Consider the following 18,103-nt stretch of genomic DNA (forward strand, 5'->3'; position numbering starts at 1 on the left):
TTCTTTAAGACATGAGCATTATATTCAAGAAAACTTCCATTAAAGGTGTGTTGGATTCCTTGTAATGTATGGGGAAATGTTTGCTTTTGGCTCGCTTCACAAAGAATTTATGCATAATTTTGGGATTTGTAAAGTTTTTGTGACATGCTCCTGTGAATTTTGACACAGCAAATTGTCGTTTTTCTTGATTATTTGGTGGGATGTCTTTATAATCATTTTGTTTGCAAGAATGAATAGCGATTAGCGTATGGAATAAGGAGGTTATTTATTTTGGGAAAAGCATTGATTATTGGCGCCGGTGGCGTGGCCAGCGTTGTGGTGCATAAATGTTGCCAAAACCCAGATGTATTTGAAGAAATTTGTATCGCAAGCAGAACTGTTGAGAAATGCGATGCGCTTAAAGAGAAGCTGGGTGGAGGTCGTACGAAGATCCAAACGGCTCAGCTTGATGCTGACAACACCGACATGGTCATTGACTTGATTCGAAGCTTTCAACCGGATGTAGTTATCAATGTGGCTCTCCCTTATCAGGATTTGACGATAATGGATGCTTGCCTTGAGACAGGTGTTCATTACGTTGATACGGCGAACTATGAACCGCCGGATACGCCGAAGTTTGAATACAGCTGGCAATGGGCCTACAAAGAAAGATTCGAAAAAGCAGGAATTACAGCTCTGCTGGGCAGCGGTTTTGATCCAGGTGTGACTGGAGTATTTACGGCATATGCTCAAAAGCACTATTTTGATGAAATTCATACGATTGATATTGTGGATGCAAATGCAGGGGACCACGGATATCCTTTTGCAACTAACTTTAATCCGGAAATCAATATTCGTGAAATTACAGCGAAAGGCCGTTACTTTGAAAACGGAGAATGGATTGAAACTGAGCCACTTTCTGAGAAAAAAGTATACGACCTGCCTGAAATTGGACCGAAAAATATATATCTTTTGTATCATGAGGAACTGGAATCTCTTGCAGTGAATATTAAAGGCGTGAAAAAAATCCGCTTCTGGATGACGTTCTCGGACAATTATCTGAATCATTTGAACGTACTTCAAAACGTAGGCATGACTTCGATCGAGCCTATTGATTATGAAGGACAACAAATCATTCCACTGCAATTCCTGAAAGCTATTTTGCCGGACCCGGCTTCTCTGGGACCAAGAACAAAAGGCAAAACAAACATTGGCTGCATCATCCAAGGCGTGAAAGATGGAAAGCCAAAAACCTATTATGTTTACAACGTTTGTGATCATGAGGAATGTTATGCAGAGGTTGGCTCCCAAGCCATTTCTTATACAACAGGTGTTCCTGCCATGATCGGTGCAATGCTTATCATCAAAGGTCTCTGGAAAAAGCCAGGCGTTTACAACGTTGAGGAATTCGATCCAGATCCGTTCATGGAAGCACTAAATAAACACGGATTGCCATGGCAAGAGAACTTTTCGCCAACGTTGCTTGATTGAGGTCTGCGATGAATATTGATATTACCGGACTCCCATCACCTTGTTATCTTGTTGACGAAAGACTTCTTGTCAAAAACCTTGAGGTTTTGAATTCCGTACAAGAGCGGACAGGTTGCAGTATTCTGCTTGCTCTTAAGGGATTTTCGATGTTTTCGACCTTTCCTCTGGTTGGCAAATACTTAAAAGGCGTAACCTCCAGTTCGTTGTTCGAGGCAAGACTCGGTCGCGAAAAAATGGACAAGGAGGTTCACGTATACGCACCGGCTTATGTTGACAGTGAATTTGATGAGCTATTGGAGTATGTTGACCATATTGTTTTCAACTCCTTTGATCAACTGAACCGCTTCAAAAGCAGAGTGCAAGGCGTAACTTCCAAAAAAATCGATATCGGCATTCGAGTGAATCCGGAATATTCGGAAATTGAAACACCGCTGTATGATCCTTGCTACAACAACTCCAGAATGGGTGTGACTCTGGCTAACTTTAAACCTGAGGATCTGGATGGCGTGGACGGTATTCATTTTCATACGATGTGTGAACAGAATTCAGATACGCTGGAGCGCACTATTAAAGTCGTGGATGAGAAATTCGGGCCATACATTAAGCAAATGAAATGGCTCAATTTTGGCGGCGGTCACCATATTACCAGAGAAGACTATGATCTGGACACACTGGTACGCTGTATCCAATATTTTCAGGATAAATACGGTGTGCAAGTTTATCTTGAGCCAGGCGAAGCTATCGCTCTGAACACCGGATATCTGGTTGCAACCGTATTGGATACGATGAAAAACGGAATGGACATTGCCATTCTGGATACTTCGGCTGAATGTCATATGCCTGATGTGCTGGCTATGCCTTACCGCCCGAATATCATTGGTGCTGGCAAGCCTGGTGAGTATGCACATACTTACAGACTTGGAGGACTTACGTGCTTGGCTGGAGATGTGATTGGTGACTATTCCTTTAAAGAGCCATTGAAGCCGGGAGACAAGCTTGTATTCTGCGACATGGCCCATTACACGATGGTCAAAAACCATATGTTCAACGGAGTCAACCTGCCAGCCATCGCCAGCTACAACGATGAAGAGGGCATCAAGGTAATCCGTCAGTTCTCCTACGAGGACTTTAGCTCGCGTTTGTCGTAAGACCTACACAGGAGCAACAGAACTGAGTGCCTCGAATAGAATGACTGAACTACAAAAGCCTCGCCCCTTTAAAAAAAGGGTGAGGCTTTTTGGTGTAGTTAGGATTTTTTAGTCTTTATATGTGTCTGTTGCATGTATCCAATACGACAACAGGCATTAAAGAACGATACACAACTTGAAAAGTTACATAAATTTAATTAGCCTACCTTACAACTTCAGAAGAGACTTTATAGTCAAACATTTTTCCTCCAGGTTGAAGTCCGTACGCATTGACGGTTAGGTAGTAATCTTTACCTTGTTCAAGAGTTGCATTTAAAAAATATTGACCATTTTTTGAACTTTTGATGCTTTGACCACTACTATCGAAGAGGGTTAGCTCCAACCAAGAATCGGGATATCTGTGTCCCTCAATTGTGAAGTGAACTTCTCTTGAGTTATTTTCTGCCATTATTTTATATACATCGTAGTTTTCCCACATCCCATGCTTCTCTTCACCGAGGGTTCCAATGACCCCATCACCTATAAAATAATAGTTAGCTTGTTCAAAAGTATCATTTGGCTCCTGTTCATCATATTCAAGTAAAGGGGCAATAGTTGATTCCTTTGCAACTGGTACAGAATCTGCTTCTGCAGCTAAGGCGACACTGGCAGTAGTACTCAGCATAAGTGTAAGACCTAATGAAGCTAACAACGTTTTTTTCATGATTAAGAGTCCTTCCTCTTTTGGATTTATATTCATTTACATGAGTATATTGATAATTTATTTTTAGGGTTATTTTTGTATATCATTCACTAGATAAATGATATGCATTAAAGAAATAACATACGTGAGTATAATAGAATTGTTGTTATAAAATGGTGGTCTTCCAAGATGAAGAAGTATAAACGAGCCACAAGTACGGAGAAGGTGTGAGCGTAATTCGGCAGTTCTCCTATGAGGATAGCTACGTTTGTAGGTTAGATAATAATTATTAAAAGATGTAAAAATGTAGTCCTGTAAAAGGATCGCGTTTTTTTGTTAACTTCAATTTATCCTTTTATCTACTTGATCGTAGAAGTAACTTTATAGTCGAATAATTGACCTAACTCAGCACCGGGTGTTTCTACAACCAGGTAGTACCATTTGCCAGCTTCAAGATTTTTACCTAAAGAGTATTCACGATCATTTGCATATCTAATGAAGTGTCCGTTACTGTCAGCCAAACCAAGTCTCAGCCATGTATTAGGATATATGTCCCCTTGAATATTAAATTGATACCAACCAGATTGAAAGGCTTTAAACTTATAATAATCGCTATTGTCATAACCTCCATCAATGTGTTTGCCTATTTCCCCATAGATGTCAACTCCCACCAGTATTTCACTAGCTTCATCGAACCAGTTATTAGGCTCTCTGTCAGTTCCATTTCCAAAGAGCTGAATAGATTCCTTTTGTAATGCGGGTGCTCCTTCTTGAGCTTCTTGAGCAGATGCAACGGCGGTGGATGTACTTAATAGAAGTGCAAGACCTAGTGTGGAAAAAACTGCCTTTTTCATTTAATCATCTCTTCCCTTCTTTTATTTTGGGATTTATACGAATATATATAACCAATCCCATCCATTATTATATATTGAATCCCAATAAATTGGAATAAAAGTGTAACAATAAACAAAAATATATATTTTTTTGTCACAATTATGAGTTTTTACAAATTTATTCATTAAACTTCAATTAAGAGTTAGCCAACTTACTGTATACTATAGAATTCCATCTTAATATGCTTTCGTGAAAAGGGGCATCCTATTTTAGGAGTAACACACGCTATGTTATACTCCATAATTGGAGGTGAGAAAAATGTTCGACCCGACCGTTTTTGATAATTTAAAAGTGGCTATGGAAAATGCGGTTTATGATCTGGATAATCTGGATTCACGTATTAACATTACACAGCGAATCGATAGATTGGAAATGTCGGTAATGTCGCGTGAATTTGGTGTACAGTTCAGTCTGAGAGAACAGTTGGGTGTGACGGCAGAACTTCAACTAAAAATGGATTTAAACAACCTGGCTGCAGAAATTTTGGAAATGGAAGATCAAACTCCGGGATGTAGCTTATTGCTGTATTTTGATATGAAGATTCGAGATATTGAGGCACAATGCAGCCGGATTGAAAAAATACTGGCCGAAATTTGGAAGCCTGAACTTCGACCAGTACAGACGCTAAGTCAGATTTACGGAGAGAAGACATCTACATACCATAATAGGATTGAACTCCAATTTTCCAGGCAAATTAACGAAGATCAGATGGAGGATATTCCAGAGTTGTTGGAACATATGTTGATGACGCTTACGGAATTAAACAAGATCTAAACATCCCTCTTCCTCTTAATAAAGACAGCCTGTCATCTGGGGAATTTAGAGGTAAAGGAGCTAGGGATATATGATAAATGAACACGATTTTTCTGAAATATATGCGATTATGGAGTCTTCTTTTCCAGCATCAGAATGCAGGACGTTTGAGGCTCAAAAGGCTTTGCTAAAACATCCTAGCTATCGCATTATGACTGAAAAGAATGAGCAGGGGAACATAGTGGCTTTCTTGGTAGGTTGGGAATTCGGACATTTTCGATTTGTAGAGCATATTGCGGTAGATTCCCGTATACGAGGCGGCGGATTAGGCAAAAAGCTTATGAGGAAATTTGTCTCACAGTCTGACCAACCGGTAGTGCTGGAGGTTGAGCCGCCAGTGGATGAATGGTCACGGAGAAGAATCGGCTTTTACGAACGATTAGGGTTTCATCTGAACGATTTTGAATATGTACAGCCCCCTTTAAGAGAAGGACAGGCAGATCTGCGGCTTCAGATTATGAGCTATCCAGGTGCGTTGGCTGAATCGGCGTTTGCTCCGTTTAAAGAGATTTTATATACCGAGGTTTATGGGCTTAAATAAGAGACTAGACAGTTAGTAGATAAAATTAAAAGGCTCTGCTTGTGCCGTATGGATACGGGAGCGGAGCCTTTGTTCTAAAAAGTTAAAGGGTGCTTCATTATTATTAATGTTTAGTCCATATCATCACAAATTCCTTCTCCTCAGTTTCGGCATCCACAGATTCCGCTTGAATGGTAAATCCATTTTTAGTATAAAAGTTAAATGCTTTCGTGTTGGACTGATACACCTTTAATTGAATTTCGTCATGCTGCTTTTTAACCCAATCTAATAGTAGCTTGCCATAGCCTTTTCTTTGAGAATCAACACGTATGAACAGAGCAGCCAAGTATCCATCCAACATGGAAACGAAGCCGCCAATCGTATGATCATCCTGTATGATAACGTAGTTTTGAGCGAGGGGAAGGTACTTGTACTCCATCTCGGCAGCTTGAGATTTCCAATACTGTGGAGCAATAAAATGATGGGCTTCTACAGAAGCATCCAGCCAGATGGCTACCAGTTCTTTCAACTCTTCTACTTTCGCAGATCTAATTGACATTGTAACGCCTCTTTTCACATTATGTAATCTTATCTATACTAAGTATGATACTGAAATAAAAAAGACCGTCCGTAGACGGTCTTTCTACCCGTGGCGCTTAATTAAAGCCTTGATCCGTATCCCGCGCCTCCGTCAACTCTGTAAATTAGAGAATAACGGACCGGGTAAGGGATACGCTCAACATATGATTATTGATGTTGACGCACCTCCTTTCCTGATGCGTTCATCTTACCATATCTGGTTGATGATATCCAGTGATTTTATTATATTTGCTAGTATTATTCATAAAAAATATAATATAAAAATGGCTTGCTTTTAAATTCTATGCAAGATATAATCTTAATTACGGTGATTAAAAAAATTGCCATCAATACATAGTATGCGGTCGTGGCGGAATTGGCAGACGCGCACGGTTCAGGTCCGTGTGGGCTAACCCCCCGTGGAGGTTCGAGTCCTCTCGACCGCATTATACCTAACCATTACAGGTTCTTGGATTGGCTGGATGCCACCAAGAGCCTGTTTTTATATGGTTAAGATGCATGTTGTAAATAGCCATTTTATTTATACTGGAATATATATTTAATATAGTCTTTTGCACTCTGGTTAATGTCTTCGTCACTTGCTTGAAACGAGGCTCCGAAGACTGCGAAGTAGGGTAATGTCGTAGCACCGACATGTACTGCACTTGCTTTAAAAGGTGCTATAACTTCATCTACCGTAAAGGTAACGGAACCAGTAGATAAGTAGTTTTCTTTTTTATCACCAATCGACATGGCGATCCCTAGCTTCTTTCCTTTTAACTTATCACCTTTTGAACCATAAGCCCATCCATGTGTAAAAACATCATCAAACCACTTTTTTAACAGAGGAGGGTAACTGTACCAATACAAAGGAAATTGAAATATGATATTGTTGTGTGCTTCAAGTAACTTTTGTTCATTCAAAACATCAATATTCCAGTTTGGATACTCTTTATAAATTTCATGAATTGTAATTTCATTGGTATATTGAAGCAATTCTTGTTTCCATCTTTGATTTACTCTGGAATCTTCAATATTCGGATGTGCTAAAATCACGAGAGTCTTCATCATAAATCACCTTTCTTACATAGCATCATTTGCTTTTTGTGGATACGTCTTATTATTCTGTGCGCTATAAAAAAAGTAAATACACACAATAAAGTAATATAGTTACTTGAAAGTGTGCATGGTACTTAGAGTAAAGATATGTGATTATAGAATTAATTGGATCAACTTAGTTATTTTAGCGTTGAAGAGGTGGTCGTATGAAACAATATAATTTAGGCATAGAAGCAACACTTGAGATCATCGGAGGTAAGTGGAAATCCTTAATCATATGTTTATTAATGGCTGGTAGAAAGAGGACAAGTGAATTACAGCGTAGTATTCCAGGGGTTTCTCAAAAAGTCCTTATACAGCAGCTCCGTGAACTTGAGAAGGATGGCATCGTTGGCAGACATGTGTATAATCAAATGCCTCCAAAAGTGGAATATTATATAACAGAATATGGTATAACAGCAAATGAAATAATTGATTTAATGTGTACCTGGGGAAGATCGAATATCAAAAAAAGACAACAGCAAGGAGAAGATGTGCGGTTGTTAGAAAGTGAGTCAAAATGAATAGTAGAGTGAAAGAGCGCTGTAGACTATGATGTTTACGGCGATTTTCTTTTTTATCATAGAGTCGGTAGATTGGGGATGTCTGTTGTCGTAGTATATGAACAGTTACCTTCAAGACTATGTTATATGTTGAGCCGCAAGCTGATTTGTAATATAGTTATGACTGGACAACCATTCCATCAATATTAAATGAATGCCAAAGTAGGGGGACCCTTGCAATGATTATTAAACCGAAAATTCGTGGTTTTATATGTACGACTGCGCATCCTGCAGGATGTGCGGCTCATGTTAATCGCCAAATCGACTACATCAAAGACAGCACGTCACTACAAGGAGCAAAAAAGGTACTCGTGATTGGAGCATCCACAGGTTATGGACTGGCTTCCCGCATTGCTGCAAGCTTTGGTATGGGAGCTGACACCATTGGAGTATCCTTTGAACGTCCTGCATCAGAGGGGCGCACGGCATCGGCAGGCTGGTACAATACAGTGGCCTTTGAAAGAGCAGCCAGAGCGGCTGGCTATATAGCGGAAAGCATTAATGGAGATGCTTTTTCCTATGAAATTAAGCAAGAGACGTTAAAGCTGGTCAAGGAAAAACTGGGCAAGGTAGACCTGATCGTGTATAGTGTCGCCTCACCACGGCGGACCCATCCAGATACAGGTGAAACCTTCAATTCCGTTCTCAAGCCTATCGGACAGCCTTTTACGAATAAAACGGTGAATACGAATACGGGTGTCGTATCGGAAATTACGCTGGAACCAGCTACGCAGGAGGAGATTGATAATACCATCACGGTCATGGGTGGCGAAGATTGGTCTTTATGGTTAAAAGCGTTAGAAGAAGCCGACCTGCTGGCTGAAGGAGTAACCACACTGGCTTACTCGTATATTGGTCCCGAGATTACGGAGGCTATCTACCGTAAAGGAACCATTGGCCAAGCTAAAAATGATTTGGAAGCCACAGCGCATACTTTAACAAAGCAACTGGAGTCTTATCATGGGAAGGCCTACGTTTCAGTGAATAAAGCTTTGGTTACACAATCCAGTTCGGCTATCCCTGTAGTGCCTCTGTATATTTCCTTACTGTTTAAGGTCATGAAAGAAAAAGGACTGCATGAGGGATGTATTGAGCAGGCGCAACGTCTGTTCGAGATGTTATACAATGGGTCCACAGTGGAAACGGACGAAGAAGGGCGCATTCGTCTGGATAACTGGGAAATGAGAGAGGATGTGCAGCAAGCTGTTAAAGCGGCTTGGTCTGAGATTACTACCGAAAACGTATCCGAACTGGGTGATCTTGAACAATACCGTTTGGATTTCCTTCAATTGTTTGGATTCGGTTTTGATGAAATTGATTATGAATTGGACGTTGATCCAGAAGTTCACACGAATTAAGTAAAATAGTTCTAAGTCAAAAACGGGTACTCTCAAGCTGCGATGGCTTGTGAGACCCGTTTTTTATGTATGCAGTTAAATTTAACTGGGCTGGTTTGCAACAAAATTCATCGAGAATTAGACGTAGAAAGCGACTTCCGGTGCAGCAAGCGAAAAACGGCAATAGTAATGATAATCCCTGCAATGCCAAAAACCGTGACAGAAGTCAGTGCGCGATAAGCTTGCCAGCCGAACAAAAAAGCAATCCCACTGCCAAACGTTGTACCTGCCAGTAACCCGAGTGCGCAGGCAATGTCCGTTCCAAATTTCATCATCATGTTCCTTTCGAATGGTTGAATTGAATAGTAACTTGTACGTTTTTTCTGGACTTGTACCTACACTTGTGCGTACAATTAAATAGTAATCGTTTTCAAACAGAATCTATTTATTAGTATGGATCATTCTTGTACAAATTATTCCTTTTTCAGGAGGCTTATGAAATGAATATGAATGAGCAAATCAAACTGTGGAACGAAGAGGCGCAGGCTAGTAACGCTGATCATCCTCACCGAAAGGTTGAATTGTTTATCGAGGTACGGGATGGAGCACTTGAATCCATTGCTTCTTATTTAATTCAACAGAATTATCGGCATGTCACTCTGGTAGAGGATGAGCATACTTCAGCGGCAGCAGGGAAAAAAGTAGCTGAATTCATCCGTGAAGCAGGTTTGACAGTTGATGTAGTTCGGCTGCCTCCGAATGCGGTAGGGGATGTTATTGCTGATGAAACTTATATCATGAAGGTTCTGCTGGGTGTGGCGGATCAAAGTCAGGCTGTGCTTGCTGTAGGGTCCGGTACAATTCACGATCTGGTTCGCTTTGTGTGCTATAAAATGAATCGTCCGTTCTTGTCAGTCCCAACGGCTGCCTCCGTAGATGGTTTTACCTCCGCCGGTGCCCCATTAATTGTGGATGGAAGCAAGCAGACGTTCCAAGCCGTCCCGCCAGAGGCGATCTTCGCTGACTTGTCCGTACTGGAGAGTGCCCCTCAAACGATGACTGCTGCGGGTTTTGGCGATATGCTCGGTAAGTTTACCTCATTAGCAGACTGGCATGTGTCCAGAGATTTGGGAAACGAGCCGTATTCACCTGTGGCTAACCGAATTACCGAGGAGGCTTTACGTGCCTGTGTAGAGCATGTTGATGAGATTGCGGCAGGCAGCAAGACAGGTGTCGAGGTGTTGATGAATGCGCTGATTGCATCCGGTATTTCGATGTTGATGATTGATCATTCCCGCCCTGCATCAGGTGGAGAGCATCATATTTCTCACCGAATTGAGATGGATTTTATTGCAGAGGGGCGCAAGCAAGTTTTGCATGGTGCCAAAGTGGGCGTTGCCTCTGCTTTACTGTCTGATATGTACAGGGAATTGGCTGCCAATCAGGATGTGGAGGCTTTTAAAGTATATCGGACTTTGCCTACATCGGAACAGATGCGTGCATGGCTAGCTCAGGTTGGAGGTCCGTCTACCATTGCCGATCTTGGGGTTACGCAGGAACAGCTTGATCGTGCTTTGCGCACGGCACATACTTTGCGTGATCGCTATACCGGACTCAAGTATATGAATGAACACCAGTTGCTCCGTTCGTAATGTGTGTTACACCTACACAAGAATCCTTTAGATACTCAGTCTAAGCATGGGAAGGGGGTTGTGAATGGCTTTACGCCTCCGGCAGCTATACAACGATATCCTGCTCCTGTAACATTTGTATGTACAAATGGACGATATGCTATAATCGGAATACGAATAGGTACATGATATGGCAAGTACGGAGGAAATTATGGCACCCAAATATATACAAGTTAAACAGGAAATTTTATCATGGATTCATTCATGCAAACTGGAGCCGCAAAGCCAGCTTCCTTCTGAACATGAAATGTCTGAACAATTTGCAGTTAGTCGGCAAACGGTGCGTCAGGCGCTGGGTGAGCTGGTACAGGAAGGTTGGCTGTTTCGCATACAGGGCAAGGGAACCTTTGTCGCAACACGGGATCATAAGCAACCCGAAGATCCACGGACAATTGGAGTCGTTACAACCTATATATCGGATTATATTTTTCCATCCATTGTACAAGGAATTGAATCCAAGCTAAGCCGGCAGGGATACAAGCTACTGCTATCAAGCACAGGTAATGACCCTGAACAAGAACGTCAGTGCTTGGAAATGCTGCTGAGTCAACCACTGAGCGGAATTATTATTGAGCCGACCAAAAGCGGGGAACGTAATCCCAATTTGAACTATTATTTAACCGTGGAAAATCGCCAAATCCCTTATTTAATGATCAATGCGCGTTATGAGGAGATGGACGCACCTTGTCTGCGTTTGGATGATGAGAAGGGTGGTTTTTTGGCAGCAGAGCATTTGATCAAGCTGGGGCACCGGCGATTGGCTGGTTTTTTCAAAACCGATGATATGCAAGGAATTCTGCGGATGAAGGGATTTGTAGCTGCTCACCGTAAATATGGAGTGACCTTACATCCGAACGCAGTAACGACGTACCGGACTGAAGAAAAAAATGAGCTTCCGTTACAACGCGCATCGCAGCTGCTGGCGATGGAGGCAGGGGAACGTCCGACCGGATGGGTGACCTATAATGATGAACTGGCGGTGCGGCTACTGGATATTGTACGTTCGGCGGACTTGAGCATTCCCCAAGATCTATCGCTGGTTGGGTTTGATGATTCATTTTTGGCGACAGCCACGGAAATCAAACTTACAACCATTCGGCACCCCAAGGAAGAATTGGGGTTACGTGCCGCCGATACCATGCTATCGATGATTAAAGAGAAGGGGTATCGTGAAGAAGATCGTCAGTGGATTATACCTCCAGAGTTGATTGTACGCGAATCCACGGGACCAGCTCAGGCAATGTCTGGAGGATTTTGAAATGGGGCTATCAATCGTTTGGGTTCAACGCTGAATTTTGAATGGCATGCTACTCGCCATACCGAACAGCCTATTTTCTGGATTGCAGAAAATGGGCTGTTTTTTCTATACTATTTGAAAATGTGTACATAAACCTATCAAAAAATACATAAAAAGGCTGGTTAAGTTGTACATACAAGTGTGTGATGAGAGTGGTACCAGAAATGAAAGTAAGAAGAGTGACCTAAATATATTAGGAACATTAAATCAGGACGTTTGGGGAGGCCAGACTGGCAGCCGTGGCTGCAGGAGCTGAAGCTGGAGGGTACGACAATATCGTCGAAGCAGCGCGCCATATGGCACGTGTACGGGACGAGAGCTTCAGACCGATCCCCCGAGAACGCTGCTGTCTATAATAAGCTCTATGAGGAATACAGCCGTCTTCACGACTACTTTGGATGTGGGGGCAACCCAGTTATGAAAAAGCTGAAGGCTATCAAGGCAGAAGCTGGACGTTCAACTGAAGCGGCAAGCACTCATTCCTAAGAAGTATACAAATTATAAGCAAGAAGCATTTAAATTTTGCAATCTAAAAAGCACAGTACACCGAGGAATCGGCAGACTATGCTTTTTTGCTTTTATATTCTGTGAATTACATGATGTGAAAGCCTTATGCATGAAAGATGGTAATGCGTTCCTTTCAAAGACTTTCATGAAAAATTCAATCGTTTTGTTTTAAAGGACATTTTTACTTTTTCAGCATGGCATCAGCAAACAAAATGGATTTTGGAATACGGAAAAACTGTTCCGCCTGATCCTGGAAAGTTTGCGAAGGAACGGTACCCTGATGCAACCATTTCCGAAATGTACCGGGGTGAACGCCAATCCAATGACTGACATCAGTCACCGAAATATCATGTACCATGCACAAACCCGCCAAAATCCGGTTTTTAACTGGAGAACGAGTTACAGTCCGTTTCATAAAACGGGACGGCGATGGTTGACAAATGAGCGGTGAACGCCGGACAACCTCTTCATTAAATAGAATATGGTGCGGATAACCAAGTGTGTTACACGTCTTTTCCAGATTAGTGTTGCCGGGAATACGACCTTCATATACCCACGCGCTGACGCTGCGAGAGGAGATGGAAAGCTCCTCGGCAAGTTGGGACAGTTTAATGTCATTAGCCATCAAAACGGCAAGCAGAACGCGATTGCGTACTTGACAGCGTGTTGGTTTGCGAAAACGTTTGACACGCACGCCTTTTCCCAAATATTTGCGATTGATCAGAGACCACGCCTGAATGGAATGTTTGTCTTGTTGTTTAGGCATATACCCTCCGATTTTTTTTAAACACATACTACTATACCCGAAGGGGGCTTTGCAAGTGACTCCTATCCTGATTTTCTTTTAATCCCATGGGCTTAACCGGTTTATGGAAAATAAGGTCCATTCGACCTATAAAAATGGAAATTTAAGGTGTGGATATATTAAAATGTGACATTTTTTATGGAAATGGAGGTAATATGTTCTTCTCTTACAATTGTGAGGATGTCAGAGAGAAAAGTGGGTTTTTGCGCTATATGATTAAGGTAATGGTATGGAGAATGTAATTGCTTTACAGCAGGTACGAAGGTTAGAACAGATGAAAGAGAGAAGAATATTGAAGACATTCAAGTCAGAGATATGGTTCTTTCAAAAAAATGAGGAGACTGATGAGGTAGAAGTAGCATATAAAGAAGTTACGGTTATGTTCAAATACGAGATAAATGAGATTTATCAAGTCCATGTGGGCGGTCAAGTTATTGAATCTACCTATAGCCATCTCCTTTGGGTATAGGGCAAAGGATGGACGCTTGTTAAAGATTTCAAGGTTGGAGACTTGCTTGTTCAGAGTGCCGGGAATGCACTTTAGAAAGACAATATTGAATTGTTGCACAAGCAGGCAACGGTTTATAACATGACAGTCGATAGTTCCAAACGTACTTCGTAAGCGACCTTAGTATAGGTGCGTGTGAATACACCAGTATTAAGAGTAAAGAAATTAACAGCGTATAATAAACTTTCTAAAAAATATACAAGAAAAAGCGGATGCAGCTTTTAAGCAATTCAAGGAGAATCCGGAGCATCCAAGTCTGAATTTCGAGCACCTAAATGGTTCCCCAAATGGTAGAAAGTATGTGTCTCCCTGATCGAAGGTTCTTATTGGGCTTATGGAATAATTCGAGAAAACGGTGTAATTGAGTGACTTGGAATAAACAACCACGACTACAAGGCCGTCATTAAGGAATTAAAGGCTGCTTTTTGAGTGTAAGGAGGAGTCTTATGGGATGGAAACATATTGTTCTAGAGGCAAGTTGTTTCTATGAAGACAATGAAGAGAATCATGGTTCAAAATGCTGTAAGGGAAATATAGGTGTTCACTGTTTAACTTACAACCAAGATGGTCATCAAATTTGTCCCAATTTGGTTTTCGGTAAAAGTAGGACATCGGTTATTGCAACCGATAAAGATGGTAATGCTATGGATTCTTCTACGTTTTGGACGGACGAAAAATTAAGTCCTGAAGAATGGGTGAGAAGAGAAGAAGAATGGCTAGATGAGAAGAGAAGGCTAATGAATATGGATGGTAAGTAATGGGATTCAATAAAAAGTTTGGATAAGAAAAAGACCTTGAGAGTATACCATTTCAAGGTCTTTACTTTTACCCCCACCCAGTGTCGAATGAATTGGGCGGCTAAGGCCAAACGAATTTAACTCTCATGACTCCCGTAGCCTGTACACTATACCAGATAGTTTCGTGTTATGGTCTTTTTTATTATTACTTCTTGACTGATAATAAATCTATGATCCTGACCAAATATTCCAATGCAATTTCAATATATTGACCCTAGGACAGGTAAAACTACATCGGATCACTATTAATTCAAATGAATAGGATGATGAATTTGGAAATAAATCTTAAACGGCCTTATGGTGTGATTAAGCATAATATGTCAACGGAGAATATTGCTGACTTGATAAGGTTATTCATTGAAAATGATTCAATTGTATTATTTTCCTTTTACGAAAGGAACATGAATTTATTTGATGTGAATACACAGAATTTTATCTCAGAGAGATGTGTTTTTGTGAATTCCGAGTGGGTGTTGCCATGGAAGGAATCTATACCTCATTGGAATGAACCGAACCAGACACCGCCGAAAATAATGTGGTTTTCAGTGATGCAAAAAAAAGATATTATTAAAGCAATTGAAATTGATCATTTATTTAGATGCATTGTCTTAAAAAAGGATTCAGATTTTAAACAACATTTCAATGTTTTATTCCATCAGGAATATTATCCGTCTAGTGATGAGGATGACTATGAATATTTTTTAGGATTTACAAATAAGAATTTGTTTCTTGCTAATTATCTGGATAAAGTTAAAAAGAGGTTTGAGGTATCATTAATAGAATAGGCAACCGGAGAGACCTCGGGGGCGACAATCCTCAGGGTCTTTCTTTATATCTATTAATACCTAGTACCTTGTAAACGGGTTAAATGATACTCCTCTATGACATTCCATAGTTTATTAGATACCTAGAATATTTAGTCAGATACCAGAGTTCTATCCCCAAGTACCTTACCTTCATATTTCTTCAGGTAGTCTCTAGTTCCATCAAGATTTATTCACAACTTTGTAACTTATTTGGTAAGATGGATTGCGAGATTGTTTTCAAATTGTTTTACTATATTTACCTACTATAGTCTGGTAATCTATTAATATGTATAGGGGGCCAAAAGACGTCCGGTTCAGTCGGTTGAGACGTTTATGTTCTTTATGTTGAGTGAATGTCTATATTGCCATGTCTATATCGTCATGTCTGTATAACTTCATAGACAAGCTAGAGATAGCTCCCGCACATTATAAAATACAGCACAGGATGGTGTAATGAATGAAGCTTTTAAAAGTAAAATGGATGGCTGTATGCTTGATGGCAATCTGTTGTTTGGGTTTGCTAGGTATACATACGAATACAGCGAGTGCACAAGCGCAGGCTCCTTTACTTGGGGTCAATGATGTTTTGCTAGATTCGAATACGATTAAGCCTGTAATGGAAAATGATAAGTTGTATGTCCCTATCGTGACATTGGGGCAAAAGATGGGCATTTCTACTTCTGCCAATGGAAATACATTGGTGCTGACTGGACATAATCGCAGCTTTACGCTGGATTTGAACAAAGGGGATGTGTTTGAGCGGGGAGGACGTACGATGGTGCCAATTCGTACTTTGACCGATGCGTTCGGCTTCACTATTACGATTCCTACGAGTAATTTGTATCGAATTCAGAATGCAAACGCTAGTTTGTCTGATGCTCAGTTCTTGAATACATTCGCGGCAGAAATTAAACAGTACGCAGCTGTCAAGCCAGACAAAGCCAGCAATACAGGCGATACGGGAAATGCCAAGCCTTCCAGCCGCACCATTTATTTGAGCTTCGATGATGGTCCTACAGCGCATACGTCGCAGCTGCTGGATATTCTGGACAAATATAATGCCAAGGCTACGTTCTTCATGCTAGGGCCTGAAATTCGCCAACATAGCGCAGTGATGAAGAGAATGGTAGACGCAGGGCATGGCTTGGGCCTCCATGGGATGACGCATCAGGTGAAAAAGATCTATGCATCCCCGGCAGCAGCACTGGCAGAGATGAATCAGGATAATGAGATTTTATTTAAGGCAACAGGGAAACGCACTTCTTTGATTCGTACACCTTATGGTAGCAAACCATATTTGAAGAAAGCATACCGTGATCAACTGACGGGTGCAGGCTATCATATTTGGGACTGGAACATAGATTCGAATGATTGGCGTTATACTAAAAATCCGCAGCATTTTGTACAGACGGTCCTCAGTGATATTAAGAGACTGAAAAAGCAAGGCAGAACACCAGTCGTTCTTATGCATGATAAGCCTTCTACGATCAAGGTGCTTCCACAAATCATGGCGGCCTTGCAGAAAGAAGGATATTCGTTCGAGCCGTTGAATGATAACCTGACTCCGCTTAATTTTTGGAATGATCACCGTTAATAGAATAAACCTGAAAGAAAAGCAGGCTACCCTACTTCAATTTTTTTGAAAGAGGGTAGCCTGTTTTTTTATTTTGCAGCTCGTTTTATATGAATCTATGAATTGATATCTATGCACAGGTCATATGACTTTACGGGTAACCACGTCGCTGCATATATTACAATAACCGCCCCGAGAGGAGGAGCAGGTATGAATATTAATCCGAGTATGTTTAGTATGATTTGTGCCACCGCAGGAGCCATTATTACGTTTGCCTTTGGCGGCTGGAATCAGCTTATGGTGCTATTCACGGTTGCCATGGCTGTTGATTATGTAACTGGAGTCGCCGCCGCCGTAAAGACTGGGCAAGGTTTAAGCAGTAAAGCCGGCTTTTGGGGGTTGGCGAGAAAGGCTTTAATGCTCATGGTGATTTCTTTGGCGCATCATGTGGATCTCCTGATGGGTACGGAAATCATGAAAGGGGCGGCAACGTATTTTTATTTATCCAACGAATTGATCTCAATTACGGAAAACTGTTCACGAATGGGTCTGCCGCTTCCACCGAAGCTTAAGAATTTTTTTGCCCTATTAAAGGACAAGGAGTCTGATGGTAAAAATGGTGGAAAAGATCGCTAAGATCACAAAGTTTCTTTCCGTATGTGGGGCGTTATGATAAAATTTTCAAGAGAACATTTTTAAGATAAGGAGCCTATACGCATGATTAAACATATTGTTTTGTTCAAATTGAAAGATCGCTCCCCTGAAAGCATTGAACATACGGCATCTATTTTGCGCAGCATGAATGGCAAGATCAAAGAGCTGCTGTCACTCGAAGTAGGTACGGATGTGATTCGTTCGGAACGCTCTTATGATATTTCTCTTACCGCTGTGGTTGAAACATTGGAAGACTTGCAAACGTATCAGGTACACCCTGTGCATCAGGAAATTATTGTACACATGAATGAAGTGAAGGATGTATCTATCGCAGTTGATTATGAAATCTAAAGCGGTTACT

At 41.2% G+C, this 18,103-nt stretch carries 19 protein-coding genes, 1 tRNA gene and 1 pseudogene; 15 read left to right on the forward strand and 6 right to left on the reverse strand.

Going from position 1 to position 18,103, the window contains the following annotated elements:
- Nucleotides 1-270 precede the first annotated feature (270 nt).
- A complete protein-coding gene (locus tag EGM68_RS08880; RefSeq protein WP_013370430.1) occupies nucleotides 271-1,470 on the forward strand; it encodes a saccharopine dehydrogenase family protein in 1,200 nt (399 codons plus the stop codon).
- A gap of 8 nt (nucleotides 1,471-1,478) precedes the next feature.
- Complete coding sequence (nspC, locus tag EGM68_RS08885; protein WP_129549031.1) at nucleotides 1,479-2,618, forward strand: carboxynorspermidine decarboxylase; 1,140 nt, start codon at nucleotides 1,479-1,481, stop codon at nucleotides 2,616-2,618.
- Between the two features lie 202 nt (nucleotides 2,619-2,820).
- On the opposite strand, the gene EGM68_RS08890 is transcribed toward nspC, so the two are convergent.
- Together EGM68_RS08890 and EGM68_RS08895 are read right to left on the reverse strand one after the other, a co-directional pair.
- The gene (locus EGM68_RS08890) at nucleotides 2,821-3,321 is read right to left on the reverse strand and encodes a hypothetical protein (protein WP_129549032.1); all 501 of its coding nucleotides are present in this window, start codon (nucleotides 3,319-3,321) and stop codon (nucleotides 2,821-2,823) included.
- A 338-nt stretch (nucleotides 3,322-3,659) separates the two neighbouring features.
- Entirely contained in the window at nucleotides 3,660-4,154 is a 495-nt protein-coding gene (locus EGM68_RS08895; RefSeq protein ID WP_129549033.1) for a hypothetical protein, read from the reverse strand.
- A 298-nt stretch (nucleotides 4,155-4,452) separates the two neighbouring features.
- Here EGM68_RS08895 and EGM68_RS08900 point away from each other — a divergent pair, with 298 nt between their 5' ends.
- Complete coding sequence (locus EGM68_RS08900) at nucleotides 4,453-4,968, forward strand: hypothetical protein (protein ID WP_129549034.1); 516 nt, start codon at nucleotides 4,453-4,455, stop codon at nucleotides 4,966-4,968.
- Between the two features lie 70 nt (nucleotides 4,969-5,038).
- Nucleotides 5,039-5,548, forward strand: a complete 510-nt coding sequence (locus EGM68_RS08905; RefSeq protein WP_129549035.1) for a GNAT family N-acetyltransferase — start codon at nucleotides 5,039-5,041, stop codon at nucleotides 5,546-5,548.
- 103 nt (nucleotides 5,549-5,651) lie between these two features.
- Here EGM68_RS08905 and EGM68_RS08910 read toward each other — a convergent pair whose 3' ends face one another.
- A complete protein-coding gene (locus EGM68_RS08910) occupies nucleotides 5,652-6,086 on the reverse strand; it encodes an N-acetyltransferase (protein WP_129549036.1) in 435 nt (144 codons plus the stop codon).
- 381 nt (nucleotides 6,087-6,467) lie between these two features.
- Here EGM68_RS08910 and EGM68_RS08915 point away from each other — a divergent pair.
- Nucleotides 6,468-6,552 (forward strand) — tRNA-Leu (locus EGM68_RS08915).
- 91 nt (nucleotides 6,553-6,643) lie between these two features.
- On the opposite strand, the gene EGM68_RS08920 is transcribed toward EGM68_RS08915, so the two are convergent.
- Complete coding sequence (locus EGM68_RS08920; protein ID WP_129550311.1) at nucleotides 6,644-7,174, reverse strand: NAD(P)H-dependent oxidoreductase; 531 nt, start codon at nucleotides 7,172-7,174, stop codon at nucleotides 6,644-6,646.
- 197 nt (nucleotides 7,175-7,371) lie between these two features.
- Here EGM68_RS08920 and EGM68_RS08925 point away from each other — a divergent pair, with 197 nt between their 5' ends.
- Entirely contained in the window at nucleotides 7,372-7,728 is a 357-nt protein-coding gene (locus EGM68_RS08925) for a winged helix-turn-helix transcriptional regulator (protein ID WP_013370440.1), read from the forward strand.
- 218 nt (nucleotides 7,729-7,946) lie between these two features.
- Entirely contained in the window at nucleotides 7,947-9,125 is a 1,179-nt protein-coding gene (gene fabV / locus EGM68_RS08930) for an enoyl-ACP reductase FabV (RefSeq protein ID WP_129549037.1), read from the forward strand.
- Nucleotides 9,126-9,232: 107 nt separating this feature from the next.
- Here the strand turns inward: fabV and EGM68_RS08935 are convergent, their stop codons facing one another.
- Nucleotides 9,233-9,436, reverse strand: coding sequence for a hypothetical protein (locus tag EGM68_RS08935; RefSeq protein WP_013370442.1), 204 nt, complete (start codon nucleotides 9,434-9,436; stop codon nucleotides 9,233-9,235).
- Between the two features lie 168 nt (nucleotides 9,437-9,604).
- Here EGM68_RS08935 and EGM68_RS08940 point away from each other — a divergent pair, with 168 nt between their 5' ends.
- From EGM68_RS08940 to EGM68_RS08950, 3 genes and pseudogenes are all read left to right on the forward strand, one after another.
- Complete coding sequence (locus EGM68_RS08940; RefSeq protein ID WP_129549038.1) at nucleotides 9,605-10,756, forward strand: sn-glycerol-1-phosphate dehydrogenase; 1,152 nt, start codon at nucleotides 9,605-9,607, stop codon at nucleotides 10,754-10,756.
- Between the two features lie 190 nt (nucleotides 10,757-10,946).
- A complete protein-coding gene (locus tag EGM68_RS08945) occupies nucleotides 10,947-12,053 on the forward strand; it encodes a GntR family transcriptional regulator (RefSeq protein WP_129549039.1) in 1,107 nt (368 codons plus the stop codon).
- A gap of 257 nt (nucleotides 12,054-12,310) precedes the next feature.
- A pseudogene (locus EGM68_RS08950) lies at nucleotides 12,311-12,578 on the forward strand (FGGY-family carbohydrate kinase); the annotation flags it as partial.
- A gap of 202 nt (nucleotides 12,579-12,780) precedes the next feature.
- On the opposite strand, the gene EGM68_RS08955 reads toward EGM68_RS08950, so the two are convergent.
- Complete coding sequence (locus tag EGM68_RS08955) at nucleotides 12,781-13,365, reverse strand: helix-turn-helix domain-containing protein (protein WP_013370447.1); 585 nt, start codon at nucleotides 13,363-13,365, stop codon at nucleotides 12,781-12,783.
- A 993-nt stretch (nucleotides 13,366-14,358) separates the two neighbouring features.
- Here EGM68_RS08955 and EGM68_RS08965 point away from each other — a divergent pair.
- The 5 genes from EGM68_RS08965 to EGM68_RS08985 all read left to right on the forward strand — a co-directional run bounded on the left by EGM68_RS08965 (nucleotide 14,359) and on the right by EGM68_RS08985 (nucleotide 18,093).
- Nucleotides 14,359-14,670 (forward strand): hypothetical protein, encoded by a 312-nt coding sequence (locus EGM68_RS08965; protein ID WP_129549040.1) that lies wholly within the window; start codon nucleotides 14,359-14,361, stop codon nucleotides 14,668-14,670.
- A gap of 305 nt (nucleotides 14,671-14,975) precedes the next feature.
- A complete protein-coding gene (locus tag EGM68_RS08970) occupies nucleotides 14,976-15,494 on the forward strand; it encodes a hypothetical protein (protein WP_129550312.1) in 519 nt (172 codons plus the stop codon).
- A 478-nt stretch (nucleotides 15,495-15,972) separates the two neighbouring features.
- Nucleotides 15,973-17,109, forward strand: a complete 1,137-nt coding sequence (locus EGM68_RS08975) for a polysaccharide deacetylase family protein (protein WP_013370453.1) — start codon at nucleotides 15,973-15,975, stop codon at nucleotides 17,107-17,109.
- A 189-nt stretch (nucleotides 17,110-17,298) separates the two neighbouring features.
- The gene (locus tag EGM68_RS08980) at nucleotides 17,299-17,724 is read left to right on the forward strand and encodes a phage holin family protein (protein ID WP_013370454.1); all 426 of its coding nucleotides are present in this window, start codon (nucleotides 17,299-17,301) and stop codon (nucleotides 17,722-17,724) included.
- 81 nt (nucleotides 17,725-17,805) lie between these two features.
- Nucleotides 17,806-18,093 carry a Dabb family protein gene (locus EGM68_RS08985; protein WP_013309679.1) on the forward strand — a complete coding sequence of 96 codons (288 nt, stop codon included), beginning with the start codon at nucleotides 17,806-17,808 and terminating at the stop codon, nucleotides 18,091-18,093.
- The last annotated feature ends 10 nt before the right edge of the window (nucleotides 18,094-18,103 follow it).

This window comes from Paenibacillus sp. M-152 (assembly GCF_003856555.1).
GTDB classification, from domain to species: Bacteria; Bacillota; Bacilli; order Paenibacillales; family Paenibacillaceae; genus Paenibacillus; species Paenibacillus polymyxa_C.